Consider the following 15,949-nt stretch of genomic DNA (forward strand, 5'->3'; position numbering starts at 1 on the left):
CAACAAAATCCGTCTTGATGAAAGGCCAGAGGTCAGATCCGGTATACCGGCGGAGCAAGACCGGCCTGGAACCAAGTCACGAAAGACACGATTGAAAACACCGGCAGCCCGGTCGCCCGCTGAATATCCGGCGCATAGGGGCACATATTCGTGCACTCCAGAACTATCGCCCCAAGATCGGGGTGTTCCGAGGCCAACGCGATTGCGGCCTCAACATTGTCTTCCCGGGCCTGCTGAACATTCAGACGCGATTCATTGCCAAGAATTGCACGGGTAAACTCTCGCCCACCCTCGGTTGTGCCTATTGGCGTATCCAAGGGGACATCGGCGGCACGCAAGTGGTCTTCGGTCAACGTAGACGCCGAAATGGTCAGTACACCGGCCCGTTTTCCCGCAGGAAGAATGCGGTTCACCAATTCGACCTGCATCAAGGACGAGGTGACGACGGGAACCGGAACAGCCTCGGCCAATTCCTTTTGAAACAGGGACAAGAACCCGCAATTGGTTGTTATGCCATCCGCGCCGTCTTTGACCAGCTCTTGCGCGGCGTCGATGAAGACCTCGAGCATACCTTCGGCCCGATGCCGAACAACCCGGTCCGGCGAGGCATCCCGGACGACGCGGTACAGCACCGGAAACGGCCAGGTCTGAGCATTGCCCATGTCGCCGGGAATTCTTGGGAATTGCGCGTCCAGCATGAGGATTCCCACCGATGCGCCATAAATGGATTTGCCGCCCTGGACGATCAATTCTGCGCCTCCTCGATAATGCGGGTCGAAATGTCTTCGGCCCCCTCCATGTAGATGCTGGTAATCCCGTGACGCACAGCGTCCTGCACCTGATCCATTCGTTTTGTGATATGAGCCGCCAGAACCCGTGCCGCCTCATCTGCATCCCGATCCAGCAGGGCTTGCATGACGTGTTTATGTTCGTCCTTGGACTTCTGCACCCGGTCCATGCTCATGGAAATCCAGCGGATATAGCGGATACGCTCGTTGATCCGTGTCAGAGTTTGCAACAACTCCATGTTCCCCGACAGTTTTGCAATCCCCAGATGGAACGCTTCGTCCCGGGTCACTGCCTCTTCGATCGTCAGGCCGGTGATGTCGATGCCCGTTTCATAAAGTTCATCACGCAACATTTGCAGGTCTGCATCCGTCGCCTTGGCGCAGGCTGATCGGGCCGCCGCGGATTCGATGATCTGCCGCAGCTCGAAAAGGTCGAACACGCTTTGCGCATCCAAGGGACGACAAAAGAACCCTTGCCCTGGGCGGAAATCGAACAGCCGTTCGGCGACCAGACGATTCAACGCTTCACGCAACGGCGTACGGCTGACGCCCAGGTCTCTGGAGAGAGCGACCTCGTTCAGGCGGTCACCGGGGCGCAGGCGGAAGGACACCGCCATGGCTTTGACCTGATCATAGATATCATCGACGCGTGGACCCGCCATAAACCCCGCCTTTCTTTCGTTGATTCACAGGTGCCACACACAGTTCTTGAAATCAATATACAAAACTGTATACAGCACTGTGTGCAATTGTGAATCGAAGGAGTCGCGAACGATGACAGGAACGAATTACCTGACCGGAGCCGAGGCAATGGTACGCATGCTTGAGGCGCATGGCGTTACCCACATGTTCGGTCTGTGCGGCGATACCACCTTGCCATTTTATGATGCGCTCGCCCGAATGGATCACGGCATTCAGCACATTCTGACCCGCGACGAACGGCACGCCGCCTACATGGCGGATGGCTATGCCCGCGTGACGGGCAAGCCCGGCGTTTGCGAAGGCCCTTCCGGCGGTGGCGCAACCTACATTCTGCCAGGTGTGGTCGAGGCCAATGAAAGTTCGGTTCCAATCCTGGCGATCACGTCCGATGTGGCAACGACCAGTCGCGGAAAATACCCTTTGACAGAACTGGATCAGCCAGCGTTGTTCCGGCCGCTGACAAAGTGGAACGCGTCTCTGGACGACGCCACTCGGCTTCCGGCCATGGTTCGTGCGGCGTTCCGGGCGATGACAACGGGAACACCCGGTGCGACCCACCTGGCACTGCCGTTTGATGCTCAGAAGGCACAGGTGGACGAAGCGGAAATCTGGGCCGACGAGCGGCATCGCAACTATCCCGCAGAGCGGGCTGCCCCCGATCCTGATGCCATCGAAGCAGCCGCAGCCATTCTTGCCCAGGCCAAATCCGCTGTCGCGGTATGTGGCGGCGGCCCCGTTCTGTCCGGCGCGACCGATGCATTGCGCCGCGTCGCCGGTCTGTTGGATATGCCCGTCGCCACAACCGTTTCAGGCCAAGGGTCCATCGCCGAAACCGACCCTTTGGCCCTGGGTGTTGTCGGATCGAACGGCGGTGTCCCCGCGACCCGTGCCGTGGTAGATCAGGCTGATGTCGTCTTGTTCATCGGGTGCCGCGCCGGTTCGGTCACGACCGAACGGTGGAGAAGCCCCGGGCGCAACACCACGATCATTCACATCGACAGCGACCCCATGGTGATCGGCGCAAACTATCAGACAGAAGTGGCGATTTGCGCCGATGCCCGTTTGGCGTTGGAGGCACTGGCCCACGCATTGGAGCAACGGCAAGACCTGACCAGTCAAAGCGGAACAGCCATGGCCCGCGCCGCGTGGGAGGCCAAGGCTGCGGCGTTTGCCCCCTTGGCTGCAAGTCGGGAAACCCCGATACGGCCCGAGGCTGTCATGGCGTCCCTGATGGACATTCTGGACGACGATGCGATTGTGGTCGCTGATCCCGGCACCCCCTGCCCCTATTTCAGCGCGCATTACCGTTGGCGGCAACCCGGGCGGCATTTCATCACAAATCGCGCGCATGGAGCACTGGGGTATTCTCTGGGGGCGGCCATGGGTGCACATGTCGGGCGGCCCTCGGTCAAGACGCTTGCCGTTATGGGCGATGGTTCGTTTGGGTTCGCCTGCGGTGAGTTTGAAACCATGGTCCGGCACAATATGCCAATCACCTCGATCGTTTTCTCGAACTCGGTCTTCGGATGGATCAAGGCGGGTCAGGATGCTGGGTTTGATCAACGGTATTACAACGTTGATTTCAACCGGACCGACCACGCCGCCGTCGCAGCCGCCTTTGGAGTGAAATCATGGACGGTCAAGGACCCTGAGGACTTGCCGAAGGTGCTGAAACAGGCCGTCGACCATGATGGCCCCACATTGGTCGACATCCATTCGCAGCAGCTTCACGACGCCGCTGCACCTGTGTCAGAGTGGGTCGCGTAAGAGGCAATCGACGGGGTCAGCTGGGCCAGAAACTCCTGCGCAATCGTGGACAGGGGGCGCCCCTTTGCGGTGATGATTGCAAGATCCAGCATGACGGATGGCCTGAACGGGCGGGTCTGGTACCCGCTCTCACCGTCGAACGTCACGGTAAAGGGGTCGATCATCGCGACCCCCATGCCCTGTTTCACAAAACTCAGCAGGTTCTCGGACAGGTGCGTGTGGATCTTTGTACGCCACGTGCACCCGGATGCCTGAAAGATTTCACGGGTTCGACGGTGGGTTTGGTGTTCCGGCCCCATCACGATGAAGGGCTCGTTTTCCAATATTTCCGGTGTCAGTACGTCGTACTCGGCCAAGGGGCTGTGTTCTGGAAAAGTCGCCAGCGTTTCGAACTGAAATACCTGATAGTTCAGCGTGTCATGTAGGATCGGCATCTCGACAATGCCGATTTCAAACAGGCCGGAAATCACCCATTCCTGAATCTTGGAAGAATACTGCGACTGAAAACTGACGGATAGGTTGGGGCGGCTTTTGGCAAAACGGGCGATCTCGCGCGGCATGAAACCAAATGACAGAAGATGCGGTGCCGCAACCTGCAATTGACCGGGATGCTTGTTCTGCAGATCCGTCACGGCCTGCGCCACGTGATCCAGCCCGCGCACGACCGTGTCGACTTCGCGGAACAGCAACTCGGCTTCCGGAGTGGGCAACAAACGACCCTTGTTGCGCTCGAACAGAGGCAGTCGCGCTTCACGTTCCAACTGAGCCAACAGATTGCTTATTCCAGGCTGGGATATCCCAAGCACCGAGGCCGCGCCGGTTACGGTTCCGGTTTCCATGATGGCATGAAACGCTTGAAGCTGGCGAAAGCGCAGGGACATGGATTACCACATCATTTTTTCTGATGAACTGTCGAAGATATAGTATTTGAAATGATATGCCCGTCAAGGCAGGCTTCCGCTCAACGACAGGGGGCGGAATGAGCGATCTGGCACAAAAAATCATCGGTTACGACCTCTGGCACCTGAAGCTTCCGGTCACGTCCCGCCGGGATCACGGTATAGGGTCCGTTGAAGGCGTTTGCGAAGTTGTTATCCTGCGACTGACATCCGAGGATGGCACACAGGGATTCGGCGAAGCGTCACCATGGTCGGTGTTCACCGGCACCCCGGAGGCGACTTTCGCGGCGCTGGATCGTTACCTGCGCCCCCTCGTTCTTGGAGCCAGCGTAAGTGACCGATCGGCTATCATGGCACGCGCCACCTATGCCGTGGCACATTGCACCGAGGCGAAGGCCGCGCTGGAAACCGCTCTGCTGGATTTGGCCGGCCGTATCAGCGACATCCCGGTCTGGTCTTTGTTGGGCGGTCGTTGCCGCAGCACCATTCCGCTCAGCTGTTCCATCGCCAACCCGGACTTTTCTCAGGACATAGACCTGTTGGCGCGGTTGCGAGAGGATGGCGTGCGGATTGTCAAACTCAAGACCGGGTTCAAGGATCACGCCTTTGACATCATGCGGTTGGAGTACCTTGCGCAGAACTGTCCTGAGTTCTCGGTCCGCGTGGACTATAATCAGGGGCTGAGCATCGGGGAGGCTCCGGCACGGGTGCGGGACGTGGCCCAGTTCAATCCTGATTTCATCGAACAGCCAGTTCGCGCCCATCACTTCGGCATGATGGCAAAGCTGCGCCAAATGACCGATGTTCCCCTTCTCGCTGATGAGAGCGTCTTTGGTCCCGAAGATATGGAACGCGCCGCGCGTGAAAGCATTTGCGATGGCGTGTCCGTGAAAATAATGAAGTCTGGCGGTCTGACACGAGGGCAAACGGTCGCCCGCATCGCGGCTGCGCAAGGTCTGACGGCGTATGGCGGGGACATGTTCGAGGCTGGTTTGGCCCATCTTGCGGGTACCCATATGATTACCGCGACACCCGAGATCACATTGGGCTGCGAGTTTTATCAGGCGTCCTATTTCCTGAAAGAGGACATTCTGGAAGAACCCTTCCGGATCAGGGACGGACAGGTCTGCGTGCCCGAAAGCCCGGGGCTTGGCGGCAAGCCCGAGCTGGCAAAGCTGAACCATTATACAGTGGCCAAGGCGGTTTCAGAATGAGTGAAAAGAAAACCATAGCCATCATCGGCGCCGGTATAGTCGGCGTTTCGGCCGCGGTCTGGCTGCAAAGGGACGGACACGACGTGATCCTGTTCGACAAGGCCGGACCGGGTGAAGGCACGTCTCATGGCAATGGCGGTGTATTGGCGTCCTGTTCCATCATACCTGTGACGGTTCCCGGGTTGCTCGGCAAAGCGCCGAAAATGTTGCTGAGCTCCTCGCAGCCGCTGTTTTTGAAATGGGGGTATTTGCCTAAGCTGCTTCCATGGCTCCGGCAATATCTAAGCCACGCGAACGTAGCCGACGTTGAACGGATTGCAGCCGCCCTGACACCGATCGTCGGCGACAGCCTGAATGATCACAAGGCCTTGTCAGCAGGCACATGTGCTGAAAAGTGGATTGTGCCCAGCGACTATCTGTTTCTCTACGAAAACCGGGCTCATTTTGAACAAGATGCGTTGGGCTGGGGAATCCGACGGAAGAACGGCTTTGATTGGGAAGAACTGGAGGGCAAGGCGTTTCACGACTATGACCCCGTGTTCAGCCTGGATATCGGTTTCGCTGCCAAGCTGTCCAACCACGGTCATATCACCGATCCCGGGCGGTACGTGAAAGACCTGGCCGCCCATGTTGAGGCTGGCGGAGGCCGGATCATCCGCGCCAACGTCGAAGACGTCACGCGCGACAACGGCCGTGTTACCGGTGTGCGCGCGGGTGGTGAGACCATTGCTTGCGACATCGCCATTGTTACGGCTGGCGTCTGGTCCAGACCACTTGCGAAGCGACTGGGGGTTTCTGTTCCTCTTGAAAGCGAGCGCGGTTATCATCTTGAATTGGTGGCACCTTCTGCCATGCCCCGTAGCCCGGTCATGGTGGCTTCGGGCAAGTTTGTTGCCACGCCCATGGATGGGCGCATACGCTTGGCAGGTATTGTGGAGTTCGGAGGGCTGGACGCACCGCCCTCGCGCGCACCGTTTGAATTGATGCGAAGAAATGCCCGGACCGCTTTTCCGGGCATAACATGGAAGGAGGAAGTGGAATGGATGGGGCACAGGCCGGCCCCGGCTGACTCGATCCCGATCATCGGTGATGTGCCCGGAATCAAAGGGGCCTATATGGGCTTTGGTCATCATCACATTGGCCTGACAGGTGGGCCAAAGACCGGACGGCTTCTGGCGCAGATGATCGCGGGCAGAACCCCGAACACGGACGTAAGCGTCTACGCGCCGTCACGCTTTGCAACATAAGAACAGACCGATGAAAAATACCGGTATTTCAAAACTCGATAGGGAGAAAACGATGAAAAAACTGACAAACCTTCTGGCAGCATCCGCTTTGACTGCCGCCGCGGCAGCACCAGCCGTGGCCGAAAAATGGGACATGCCGATGGCCTATTCGGCGTCGAACTTCCATTCGGCCACCGGTTCGGAATTCGCCAAATGTGTAACGACCGGAACCGGCGGTGAGATCGAAATCGTTACGCATCCATCCGGCTCGCTGTTCAAAGGTGCCGATATCAAACGCGCTATCCAGACCGGGCAAGCCCCGATTGGTGAGCGTCTTCTGTCCGGCCACCAGAATGAGAACGCGTTGTTCGGTTTCGATTCGATACCGTTCCTTGCAACCTCGTTCGATGACAGCGCCAAGCTTTGGGATGCGGCAAAACCGTCAATTGAAAAGGTGCTGGCGGAACAGAACCTGACGTTGCTTTACGCGGTGCCATGGCCGCCTCAGGGACTGTATTTCAAGAATGAGGTGAACTCGGTCGCCGATATGAAGGGCATCAAGTTCCGCTCTTACAACAACGCGACTTCGCGACTGGCCGAGTTGACAGGGATGTTGCCGGTAACGATCGAAGCGGCGGAAATCAGTCAGGCTTTTGCGACGGGTGTTGCCGAGTCGATGGTGTCTTCGGGATCAACCGGGTATGACCGCAAGGTCTGGGAAAGCCTGAACTATTTCTACGAAGTCGACGCCTGGTTGCCGCGCAATTATGTGATGGTGAATTCGGATGTCTGGTCGGGCGTGTCCGACGCCAACAAGAACATCATCAAGGCCTGCGCGGAGCTGGCGGAATACGCAGGTAACTGGCGGGCCAAGGAATACACTGGTTTTACTCTGCAAGGTCTGCGTGATGGCGGAATGACCGTCGGTCCGGCATCTGAGCAGATGACGAATGAGCTGAAGGAGATTGGTGTAACCATGACCAATGAATGGCTGGAAGCCGCCGGTGACGAAGGCAAAGCCATCGTCGATGCGTTCAACGCGTCTCAGTAACCGTTCGGAGCGGGCGGCGTTACACTGTGTCGCCCGCTTTCCACCCAATCATAACACAGCGGGGACACCATGGCGGTTTTGCGAGGGCTTCGGTCCGTTCTGGACTTCATCTATCAGGCAGCAGGGGTAATGGCGGCGCTCAGCCTGATTGCCATTCTTTTGCTGATCGTCGTGCAGATGCTGGCCCGCTGGACAGGTGAGGTATTTCCCGGAGCGCCTGACTATGCCGGGTACGCAATGGCGGCGGCATCTTTCCTGGCCTTTGCCAATGCGTTGAACCGGGGCAGCCACATTCGGGTTTCAATCCTTCTGAACGCGGTGCCGGACGGTGTGCGGCGTATCCTTGAAATCTGGTGCTTCACTATCGGCACTGCCGTCATGTGGTATTTCTGCTGGTATGCCTATCGCTTCGTCTATTGGAGCTGGAAGTTCAACGACATCAGCCAGGGACAGGACAGAACCGCGCTCTGGATTCCCCAGTCGGCGATGCTGATCGGTGCCGTGATCCTGGCCATCGCGCTGACGGATCACCTGATTCATGTCCTGTTCAAAGGTGACCATCGCATTGTCCGCGATCTGGCCGACCAGAGCCACGGAGAGTAAGAGCATGGAAAACCTGTCTGTCATCATCCTTTTCCTCTTTGTTCTGTTCACCTTGCTCGGCACCGGTGTCTGGGTCGGACTGGCCCTGATGGGGGTTGCCTGGGTCGGTATGGAACTTTTCACGACGCGCCCCGTGGGCGATGTGATGATCACCACCATATGGTCAGCATCGTCTTCGTGGACCCTGACCGCCCTGCCCATGTTCATCTGGATGGGCGAAATCCTGTACCGCACGCGATTATCCGAAGACATGTTCAAAGGCCTCTCCCCGTGGATGGCCCCCCTGCCCGGCGGCTTGGTGCATACGAATATCGTGGGCTGTACTGTCTTCGCAGCAGTCTCAGGTTCGTCGGCAGCAACGCTGACCACAGTCGGCAAGATGTCGATCCCCGAACTGCGCAAGCGAAATTACCCCGAACAGATGATCATCGGCACGTTGACTGGCGCTGCGACGCTGGGGCTGATGATCCCTCCGTCACTGACCCTGATCGTGTACGGGGTGACGATCAATGAATCGATCACCAAACTGTTCTTCGCCGGTATCCTTCCCGGCCTTGTTCTCGCCGCTATGTTCATGGGCTATGTCGCGATCTATTCCAAATTGGGCAAAGACTGGAACCCGAATGACGAAGGCAAGCTGAGCTTTGCCGAAAAAGTCCGGAACTCCCGCTTTCTGTTGCCCGTGATCCTGCTGATCACGGTCGTCATCGGCTCTATGTATCTGGGCTATGCCACCGCGACAGAGGCTGCGGCGTTCGGGGTGATCGGCAGTCTGTTGCTGGCGGCCGGCCAGGGGTCATTGAACTGGAAGACATTCACTGAAAGCCTGATGGGTGCTACGCGAACCAGCGCGATGATCGCCCTGATCCTTGCTGGCGCTGCGTTCCTGTCGCTGTCCATGGGGTTCACCGGTCTGCCGCGTGGGCTGGCCGATCTGATCGCCGGATGGGAACTGACCCGTTTCGAACTACTGATGGTTCTGCTGGTGTTCTACATTATTCTGGGTTGTTTTCTTGACGGGATTTCCTCGGTTGTGTTGACCATGGCCGTGGTGGAACCGATGATCCGCGACGCCGGGATTGATCTGATCTGGTTCGGGATCTTTATCGTGGTTGTCGTCGAGATGGCACAGATCACACCCCCGATCGGGTTCAACCTGTTCGTGATGCAGGGTATGACCAACCATGAGATGAGCTATATCGCACGCGCCGCGATACCGATGTTCCTGATCATGGTACTGATGGTCTTCATCCTCATCTGGTTCCCCGACCTAGCCACCTGGCTGCCCGAGAACTTGCGCCAGAGCCCGGGCGGATAAAACGGCCTTGAACCCACTCCATCTGGCGGCCCGTCACGGGCCCCGTGTTCTGGTCGCCGGATTGGTGGCGGGTCTGTTTTTGCCGGGTTTGGCCGAGCCCATGCGAGACCTGCTGCCGCCCTTAGTCGTGCTGTTGCTGTTCGTCACCGTCCTGAGAATGGACCCAGAAACCATTCTTGGGTCGCTGAGCGATCTGCACCAGGTCGCGTTTACTGTTGTTGGGTTTCAATTCGTAATACCGCTGATCATTCTGGCCATCGGCTTTGCGGGAGGTTGGACGGGAACGCCGGTGCTTCTGTCCCTGCTGATCATGGCGGCAGCACCTTCGATTTCAGGCAGTCCTAACATGTGTCTGATGATGGGTTATCCGCCTGAACACGCGATGCGAATGCTGGTTGTTGGCACTGCCCTGTTGCCATTGACAGCGTTTCCCCTGTTCCTGCTCATGCCCGAATTGGGCGACATTCAATCCGTGCTGTTGGCCGGACTGCAACTGTTGTTGACGATACTCTGCGCAACCGGCGCCGCCATCTTTGTACGGCGTGTTTGGTTGCGTTCACCATCCCATTCCACCTTGTTGAATCTGGAAGGGTTGGGCACAATTTCTTTGGCCGTATTTGTCATCGGCCTGATGCCTTCAGTCAGCGCCACAGCATTGGAGAGCCCGACTGTCGCGATCTTCTGGATCGTGCTCGCCTGTTTGGCCAATTTCGGCACTCAAATTGTTACGTTCCGTTTGACCCGAGACAGGTTACCAGCAGCCAGTTCTACCGCTGTCTCCCTGATCGCAGGAAATAGAAACATCGCAATTTTCTTCGTGGCTTTGCCGCCTGAGGTCACCGCGCCGATCATGGCCTTTATCGGGGCGTATCAGATTCCGATGTACCTGACACCAGTGGTCATGCGTCATCTCTATAAGAGACAACGTCCACCCGAGTAGCTGGTAGCACTTCCTCAAGATACCTTTTCCCCGTCCCATACCGACTTTAGGCAGACTCCACGCCTCCAGTTCAGTGCCAAAAACTTGTTTGGCGGCATCTGGAATATGTTGTCACTATTGACAGTTAATTGTGCTATCCCTATTTACTGTCAACACTGACAGCTAAGGGTTTATCATGCCGCCCAAAAATATGACGATCGCATCTGTAATGACGCTGGCCTCGTCCCTTGGGGCGTCCGCGCAGACTCTCACTGCAACGGTGAAGGACGTACGCAACGCAAAGGGCGATCTGATCATTGCGGTGTTTGACGAAGCTAAACCATTTGAGGCTATGGACATGACGAACGCTGCGGCTTTGGCTGCGGTTCCTGCTGTCGAAGGCCAGGTTTCGGTTACCTTTCACAATCTCCCGCTTGGCAAATACGCGATTGCCGCGATTCACGACGAGAACAGAAACAGCAACCTGGATACCGACAAAGATGTTCCAACCGAAGGGTACGGCTTTGGCGGTATGGGGCGAAGCGGTCTGCCACCAGAATTCGCGGATGCCGCGGTCGCCGTCGGCACCGGCGCAACTGGAAACCTGAAGTTGAAATACTGGAAATAACATGAGCGGGCGCCCCTCAAATCGTGATGAACGTTATGATCAGGTTATGCAGGCTCTGGTCAGATGTGTTGCGAGATATGGCCTCGATGGTGCATCGCTTTCACAAATAGCCAAGGAGGCAGGCCTGACGCGTCCTCTGATCCGGCATCATCTGGGCAATCGGGATGAATTGATCACGACCCTGCAAGACTATGTTCTGAAATGCTTTTCGGAACAGTCTGACGCGCTTGTTGGGGTCTTGCCGGCCTCGGGCAAATCAGAACATCTGATCGATCTTCTGTTCTCGGACATGAACCAGACGTCACCTGATATGGTACTTGCCTTTGCAGCACTCACCGCGCGGGCTGTCGAGGATGTTTCGCTTCGCCAGGCTTGTCGTGAGGCTCTGCTTTCCTTTGAAACTGCGATTGCCGCGATATTGCGCGCGGATTTCCCGAAAGTGGATGCCGCAAAAGTCAATACCACCGCTCATGGTATCGTGGCCCTTTATTTCAACGCGACGTCTTTGGCCCCCCTGGAAATGCCGAGTGTCTGGAAAACACAGGCCGAACAGGCCGCGCGTGCACTGTTCAATGGCCTGGAGCACGCATCATGACACGCAGGCGGCAGCTGAACTACATCACCTTTGCTGCGCTGATGGTCACGACAGTACTTGGCTATCAGTCGTTGTGGGGTCTTCTTTTCATGTTCTGGACAATCCCGAATTTCTATTCCGGTCACGCATTGCTTTTGACCGACGTAACCCGGGATGAAGACCCCGTCCTGTTTTGGCTGATCCAACTCGCCTGGATCGCACTTGGCCTGTCGATGATTGCCATCGACATTCTACCTTCAACGTTTTGAAGAAACCTTCACAAGAGGCTCAAATGAAACCCATGCTGCACCTTTTGCCAGTCGAGGCTTACACGAGCCAGGATTGGTTCAACCGGGAAATGCGCGAAATCTTCTCCAAAACCTGGCGTTACGCCGGTTTTATGGAGGATGTCAGCGAACCTGGCCAATTCATCGCCGTGCAGGCCGGACTCAACAATATTTTCGTGATCATGGGGCGCGATCGCCGCCTGCGCGCGTTCCATAACATCTGCCGCCACCGCGGCACCCAACTGATCAGGGCGGTTGGCAAAACGCAAAAGGCCTTGACCTGCCCTTATCACGACTGGACGTACGACCTTGAAGGCAATCTGATTTCGGTGCCGGATGAGCAAGAGGAATATGGCAAGGTCGACAAGTCCTGCCTTGGCCTGAAACCCGCCAAGGTCGATATCTGGAAATCGATGATTTTCGTCCATCCAGACCCCGACGCACCTTCCATCGCCGAATGGCTCGGCCCGGTCGAACCCCATATCGGCCCCCACGTCCCGGAAGAGCTGATCGAGTATGCAGACCTGAACAACAGCTACAAGATAAAGGCCAACTGGAAGGTTGTCGTTGAGAACTACATCGACGTTTACCACCTGAGTCATCTGCACTCGAGTACGCTGCAGATGTATGACCATAAAGCCGCAAAGTACCACTGGGAAGGACCCCATTACTTGTTTTGGGAGCCGCCGGTGGCAGAATTTCTGGAAGATCAGGAAAGCAAACTGACCGCCCCACGCGTCATACCCAAAGACATGAATGGAGCCTGGGTGCCCATGCTGTTCCCGGGTATTGGCCTGGCCGCTTCAGAAGACGGCTGGAATATCTTCATTATCGAACCCCTTGGCCCGGAACTGACACGAGTTCGCAACCGTGGGCGGGTGTCCAACAGCTCGGAATGGGAATTCACCAAACAGTCGATGAAGTCGTCCTCTTTCTGGTCCAAGTTTGGAATAGGCGGAAAATACGACGCCAATGACGCGATGGGCGAAGATGACCCGATGGTTACCGGCGACTTTACCGGCGAAGATATCTACGCGTGCGAGCAACAGCAGAAATCCCTGCATTCACCGTATTTTGAAGCAGGTCCGGCAGCAAACGGTGAAAGCCCCGTTATCGAGCACCAGAAAGTTGTTCTGCAATGGTTGGGGGACGGTAAATGAGCCCGCGTGACTTTTTTCCATTGCGCGTTTGCGGGACCAGAGTTGAACTGGATGGCTTGGCAAAGACCGTTATGTTCGAGATTCCTGATCGCTTGATGGACACGTTCGCCTGGAGACCGGGCCAGCACGTGTCCATTCGTTTCACTATTGATGGCGAAGAGCACCGTCGAAGCTATTCGGTCTCAAGTTCACCTTACTCCGGGGGCCCGCTTCGGATCACCGTCAAACGGGTCAAGGGTGGCAGTGTCAGCAACTTCATCAACGACACTGTTCAGGAAGGACAAACCATCGACGTCATGCCGCCATTTGGCAGTTTCTGCCTGGAACCCGATGAAACGGCACGACGCACTCATTACTTTCTTGGCGCGGGCTCTGGCATCACTCCGCTCTTTGCGATGCTGAATTCCGTTTTGACAGCTGAGCCCTATTCAGTCGCGCATCTGGCATATGGCAACTCAAACGCCCAAAGCATCCTTTTTCAGGAAGAACTGAGCGTGCTGAAGGAAGCACATCCTGAGCGTCTTACAATCAACCACGTTTTTTCGAAACCCGGCTGGTGGTCCAGTGCCGAGTATTGGCGGCAGGGTACAATCGACCTGCCTGCAATTGAAGCGTTGATCACCGAGTATCCTCCTTACGCTCAGGACGCTCAATACTATGTCTGTGGTCCCGGCGACATGAACCAGACCGTCAAATCGGCCTTGATGTCCATTGATGTGCCCACGAACCGCATCCACGTGGAAAGCTATGGTGCTTCACCGGATCTGGACACTGGTTTTGAAGGGGTGGAAGCAACCGCTGAACTGACGCTGGAAGGCGCCCGACATCTCATTTCGATCTCCAAGGGACAGACCCTTCTTCATGCAGCGCAGTCCGCAGGTCTGAAGCCACCCTATTCCTGCCAATCGGGGGTCTGCGGCGCGTGCCGGGCCAAACTGACCAACGGCACAGTTCATATGCGGGCGCGCATGGCGCTGGAGGATGAAGACATCAAAGCCGGAGAAATCCTGACCTGCCAATCAATACCCACGGTGGAAAAACTGGCGATCAGCTTTGATCAGACGCGTCGCTGAAGAACGGTAGGTGAGTCTGAGGCGGGTTGTTTCATGCCGCCTCAGGCCCTGTTGCGGATCAGATTATGCGTCCGGCGCACATTCTCGGATTACGAAGTGCTTGGTTGTTTCTTCCACAACTTCCCAATAGCCACGAAAACCGTTGGGGATCAGAAAGCTGGCCCCGGTTCGAAAATCCTGACGGGTCCCGTCTTCGTGGATCAGGGCACAATGGCCTTTGACGATATAGCAATATTCGTCCTTGTCCGTAAACGCGTGCCATTTGCCCTTCGTAGACGTCCAGGTCCCAGCGGACAGTTGTCCATCCGGGCTGGTGAAGTGCATTCCAATCTTGTGATGCGGATCGCCCTCGACAACGCGATCGGGAAGGTCAGCCAAACGCCTTTGGCTGCGCGTTGCGGGCTCATCGAAAAGATTGAGTACCTGTGTCGTCATGAGGTCATACCCTCCTGCTGGTCGTGTATTGCGAGATGACGTGACCGGCCAATGATCGGTCACGTGCTGGACTTGGATTTTCGCCATCCTCTAATGAAACAGGTAGACACCTGCCAATACGAGAGCAGCGATGAAGATTGTCTCGGCCACGATCAGGACGATGGCCTGCCCGCCCACATCCAGAATGCGCTTGAGTGACGTTTTCATGCCCACTGCCGCAATTGACACCAGCAGCGCCCATCGACTGAGATCGGCCATTACCGACGAGACCACGTCCGGGATCAGACCCATTGAATTCAGGACGGCAAAGATCAGAAAACCAACGACAAACATCGGCAAAATGGGTGGGCGCTTGCCGTCTGCTTCGCCGAGTTCAGCGTGGCGTCGGACAAGAATCGAGATGACCAGAACCACCGGGGCCAGCATGGCGACACGGATCAGCTTGACCAGTGTCGCGACCTCTCCGGTTTGATCCGAGACCGAGAACCCTGCCCCGACAACCTGCGCGACATCGTGAATCGTCCCGCCGAGGAAGACCCCGGAAACCTCGTCGTTGAACTCAAATGCCTCAGTGAGGATGGGATAGGCGATCATCGCGATTGTCGACAGAACAGTGACGGACAATACCGTGAAAATCAGGTTGCGTTCCGAATGCTCGTTTTTGGGCAGAATGGCAGACAGGGCCATCGCGGCCGACGCGCCGCAAATCGCGACCGAACCGCCCGTCAACACACCGAAGCGCCAGCCACGACCCAGCAGGCGCGCGCCCAGAAGGCCGAACAGAATCGTGAGGATCACACCCGCAATAACGACCGCAATCAGATCCCCGCCAAGGCTCATCATCAGTTCAACCGAAATTCGGGCCCCAAGCAGAGCCACGCCAAAACGAAGAACGGTTCGTGCCGTAAACTCGATACCGGCTTTGCAGTCGCCTGCGTCGTCTTCGGCCAGAAAATGGAACGCAATGCCCAGCAACAAGGCCATCAGCATTGCCGGAGCGCCATAGTGCTCGGACAAAAATTTCGCCGCAACAGCAACAACCACGGAAACTAAGAATCCGCGACCGTTCAAACGAACGAAAGACCGTGCCCGAAGCCACGGCGAGTTGGATGCACTTAACGCCTGCATCTTACTTCCTTTGCTATATTTGAGCTGCCTTTTGGGCAAAGCATGCCCCCGCCCGAACCGTATTCGGTTCGGGCGGGGGCATGATCAGATTACAGCTCGACCTGATCTTTCATTTCGTCGGCTGAGATTCCGGCGACTGCGACGGGTTTTTTCATTGCGTCGCGGCGGAAGGGTTCG

Annotated in this window: 17 protein-coding genes; 12 read left to right on the forward strand and 5 right to left on the reverse strand. The window is 56.8% G+C overall.

Translation table 11 applies throughout. The annotated features are described in order from the left end of the window. Nucleotides 1-32: 32 nt before the first annotated feature. On the reverse strand, nucleotides 33-749 hold the full coding sequence (locus AC2FFA_RS21655; protein WP_496853200.1) for an aspartate/glutamate racemase family protein: 717 nt from the start codon (nucleotides 747-749) through the stop codon (nucleotides 33-35). Then, nucleotides 746-1,450 (reverse strand): GntR family transcriptional regulator, encoded by a 705-nt coding sequence (locus AC2FFA_RS21660; protein WP_299902102.1) that lies wholly within the window; start codon nucleotides 1,448-1,450, stop codon nucleotides 746-748. The genes AC2FFA_RS21655 and AC2FFA_RS21660 overlap by 4 nt, the downstream gene beginning before the upstream one ends. Before the next feature lie 112 nt (nucleotides 1,451-1,562). Here AC2FFA_RS21660 and AC2FFA_RS21665 point away from each other — a divergent pair, with 112 nt between their 5' ends. After that, nucleotides 1,563-3,257: a thiamine pyrophosphate-binding protein gene (locus tag AC2FFA_RS21665; RefSeq protein ID WP_496853201.1), complete on the forward strand. Its 1,695-nt coding sequence runs from the start codon at nucleotides 1,563-1,565 to the stop codon at nucleotides 3,255-3,257. On the opposite strand, the gene AC2FFA_RS21670 is transcribed toward AC2FFA_RS21665, so the two are convergent. After that, entirely contained in the window at nucleotides 3,218-4,138 is a 921-nt protein-coding gene (locus AC2FFA_RS21670; RefSeq protein WP_496853202.1) for a LysR family transcriptional regulator, read from the reverse strand. The two genes, AC2FFA_RS21665 and AC2FFA_RS21670, sit on opposite strands and share 40 nt — an antisense overlap. 98 nt (nucleotides 4,139-4,236) lie before the next feature. Between AC2FFA_RS21670 and AC2FFA_RS21675 the strand changes: the two genes are divergently transcribed. The 11 genes from AC2FFA_RS21675 to AC2FFA_RS21725 all read left to right on the forward strand — a co-directional run bounded on the left by AC2FFA_RS21675 (nucleotide 4,237) and on the right by AC2FFA_RS21725 (nucleotide 14,209). After that, nucleotides 4,237-5,370 (forward strand): enolase C-terminal domain-like protein, encoded by a 1,134-nt coding sequence (locus tag AC2FFA_RS21675; protein WP_496853203.1) that lies wholly within the window; start codon nucleotides 4,237-4,239, stop codon nucleotides 5,368-5,370. Then, nucleotides 5,367-6,617: an NAD(P)/FAD-dependent oxidoreductase gene (locus tag AC2FFA_RS21680; protein ID WP_496853204.1), complete on the forward strand. Its 1,251-nt coding sequence runs from the start codon at nucleotides 5,367-5,369 to the stop codon at nucleotides 6,615-6,617. Before AC2FFA_RS21675 ends, AC2FFA_RS21680 begins: the two co-directional genes overlap by 4 nt. A 52-nt stretch (nucleotides 6,618-6,669) precedes the next feature. Next, nucleotides 6,670-7,647, forward strand: coding sequence for a TRAP transporter substrate-binding protein (locus AC2FFA_RS21685; RefSeq protein WP_117873597.1), 978 nt, complete (start codon nucleotides 6,670-6,672; stop codon nucleotides 7,645-7,647). A gap of 69 nt (nucleotides 7,648-7,716) precedes the next feature. After that, on the forward strand, nucleotides 7,717-8,250 hold the full coding sequence (locus tag AC2FFA_RS21690; RefSeq protein WP_117873599.1) for a TRAP transporter small permease: 534 nt from the start codon (nucleotides 7,717-7,719) through the stop codon (nucleotides 8,248-8,250). A gap of 4 nt (nucleotides 8,251-8,254) precedes the next feature. Then, nucleotides 8,255-9,568, forward strand: coding sequence for a TRAP transporter large permease (locus AC2FFA_RS21695; protein ID WP_117873601.1), 1,314 nt, complete (start codon nucleotides 8,255-8,257; stop codon nucleotides 9,566-9,568). Nucleotides 9,569-9,575: 7 nt separating this feature from the next. Beyond that, nucleotides 9,576-10,508 (forward strand): hypothetical protein, encoded by a 933-nt coding sequence (locus AC2FFA_RS21700; RefSeq protein WP_496853205.1) that lies wholly within the window; start codon nucleotides 9,576-9,578, stop codon nucleotides 10,506-10,508. 175 nt (nucleotides 10,509-10,683) lie between these two features. Beyond that, entirely contained in the window at nucleotides 10,684-11,115 is a 432-nt protein-coding gene (locus AC2FFA_RS21705) for a DUF2141 domain-containing protein (protein WP_496853206.1), read from the forward strand. 1 nt (nucleotide 11,116) lies between these two features. Further along, a complete protein-coding gene (locus AC2FFA_RS21710; protein WP_496720765.1) occupies nucleotides 11,117-11,710 on the forward strand; it encodes a TetR/AcrR family transcriptional regulator in 594 nt (197 codons plus the stop codon). Continuing rightward, nucleotides 11,707-11,958, forward strand: coding sequence for a hypothetical protein (locus tag AC2FFA_RS21715; protein ID WP_117873609.1), 252 nt, complete (start codon nucleotides 11,707-11,709; stop codon nucleotides 11,956-11,958). Before AC2FFA_RS21710 ends, AC2FFA_RS21715 begins: the two co-directional genes overlap by 4 nt. A 23-nt stretch (nucleotides 11,959-11,981) precedes the next feature. Next, complete coding sequence (locus AC2FFA_RS21720; protein ID WP_496853207.1) at nucleotides 11,982-13,136, forward strand: aromatic ring-hydroxylating oxygenase subunit alpha; 1,155 nt, start codon at nucleotides 11,982-11,984, stop codon at nucleotides 13,134-13,136. Further along, nucleotides 13,133-14,209 carry a 2Fe-2S iron-sulfur cluster-binding protein gene (locus tag AC2FFA_RS21725; protein ID WP_496853208.1) on the forward strand — a complete coding sequence of 359 codons (1,077 nt, stop codon included), beginning with the start codon at nucleotides 13,133-13,135 and terminating at the stop codon, nucleotides 14,207-14,209. Before AC2FFA_RS21720 ends, AC2FFA_RS21725 begins: the two co-directional genes overlap by 4 nt. A 63-nt stretch (nucleotides 14,210-14,272) precedes the next feature. On the opposite strand, the gene AC2FFA_RS21730 is transcribed toward AC2FFA_RS21725, so the two are convergent. Together AC2FFA_RS21730 and AC2FFA_RS21735 are read right to left on the reverse strand one after the other, a co-directional pair. Beyond that, nucleotides 14,273-14,644 carry a cupin domain-containing protein gene (locus tag AC2FFA_RS21730; RefSeq protein WP_117873615.1) on the reverse strand — a complete coding sequence of 124 codons (372 nt, stop codon included), beginning with the start codon at nucleotides 14,642-14,644 and terminating at the stop codon, nucleotides 14,273-14,275. A gap of 90 nt (nucleotides 14,645-14,734) precedes the next feature. After that, nucleotides 14,735-15,772 (reverse strand): YeiH family protein, encoded by a 1,038-nt coding sequence (locus tag AC2FFA_RS21735; protein ID WP_496853209.1) that lies wholly within the window; start codon nucleotides 15,770-15,772, stop codon nucleotides 14,735-14,737. Nucleotides 15,773-15,949 lie beyond the last annotated feature (177 nt).

The organism is Ruegeria sp. YTSB088 (assembly GCF_059609825.1).

Bases quoted from the DNA above. Each gene is read 5' to 3' on its own strand.
- AC2FFA_RS21660 (WP_299902102.1), bottom strand. From the start codon at position 1,450: ATGGCGGGTCCACGCGTCGATGATATCTATGATCAGGTCAAAGCCATG.
- AC2FFA_RS21665 (WP_496853201.1), top strand. From the start codon at position 1,563: ATGACAGGAACGAATTACCTGACCGGAGCCGAGGCAATGGTACGCATG.
- AC2FFA_RS21670 (WP_496853202.1), bottom strand. From the start codon at position 4,138: ATGTCCCTGCGCTTTCGCCAGCTTCAAGCGTTTCATGCCATCATGGAA.
- AC2FFA_RS21675 (WP_496853203.1), top strand. From the start codon at position 4,237: ATGAGCGATCTGGCACAAAAAATCATCGGTTACGACCTCTGGCACCTG.
- AC2FFA_RS21680 (WP_496853204.1), top strand. From the start codon at position 5,367: ATGAGTGAAAAGAAAACCATAGCCATCATCGGCGCCGGTATAGTCGGC.
- AC2FFA_RS21685 (WP_117873597.1), top strand. From the start codon at position 6,670: ATGAAAAAACTGACAAACCTTCTGGCAGCATCCGCTTTGACTGCCGCC.
- AC2FFA_RS21690 (WP_117873599.1), top strand. From the start codon at position 7,717: ATGGCGGTTTTGCGAGGGCTTCGGTCCGTTCTGGACTTCATCTATCAG.
- AC2FFA_RS21695 (WP_117873601.1), top strand. From the start codon at position 8,255: ATGGAAAACCTGTCTGTCATCATCCTTTTCCTCTTTGTTCTGTTCACC.
- AC2FFA_RS21705 (WP_496853206.1), top strand. From the start codon at position 10,684: ATGCCGCCCAAAAATATGACGATCGCATCTGTAATGACGCTGGCCTCG.
- AC2FFA_RS21710 (WP_496720765.1), top strand. From the start codon at position 11,117: ATGAGCGGGCGCCCCTCAAATCGTGATGAACGTTATGATCAGGTTATG.
- AC2FFA_RS21715 (WP_117873609.1), top strand. From the start codon at position 11,707: ATGACACGCAGGCGGCAGCTGAACTACATCACCTTTGCTGCGCTGATG.
- AC2FFA_RS21720 (WP_496853207.1), top strand. From the start codon at position 11,982: ATGAAACCCATGCTGCACCTTTTGCCAGTCGAGGCTTACACGAGCCAG.
- AC2FFA_RS21725 (WP_496853208.1), top strand. From the start codon at position 13,133: ATGAGCCCGCGTGACTTTTTTCCATTGCGCGTTTGCGGGACCAGAGTT.
- AC2FFA_RS21730 (WP_117873615.1), bottom strand. From the start codon at position 14,644: ATGACGACACAGGTACTCAATCTTTTCGATGAGCCCGCAACGCGCAGC.
- AC2FFA_RS21735 (WP_496853209.1), bottom strand. From the start codon at position 15,772: ATGCAGGCGTTAAGTGCATCCAACTCGCCGTGGCTTCGGGCACGGTCT.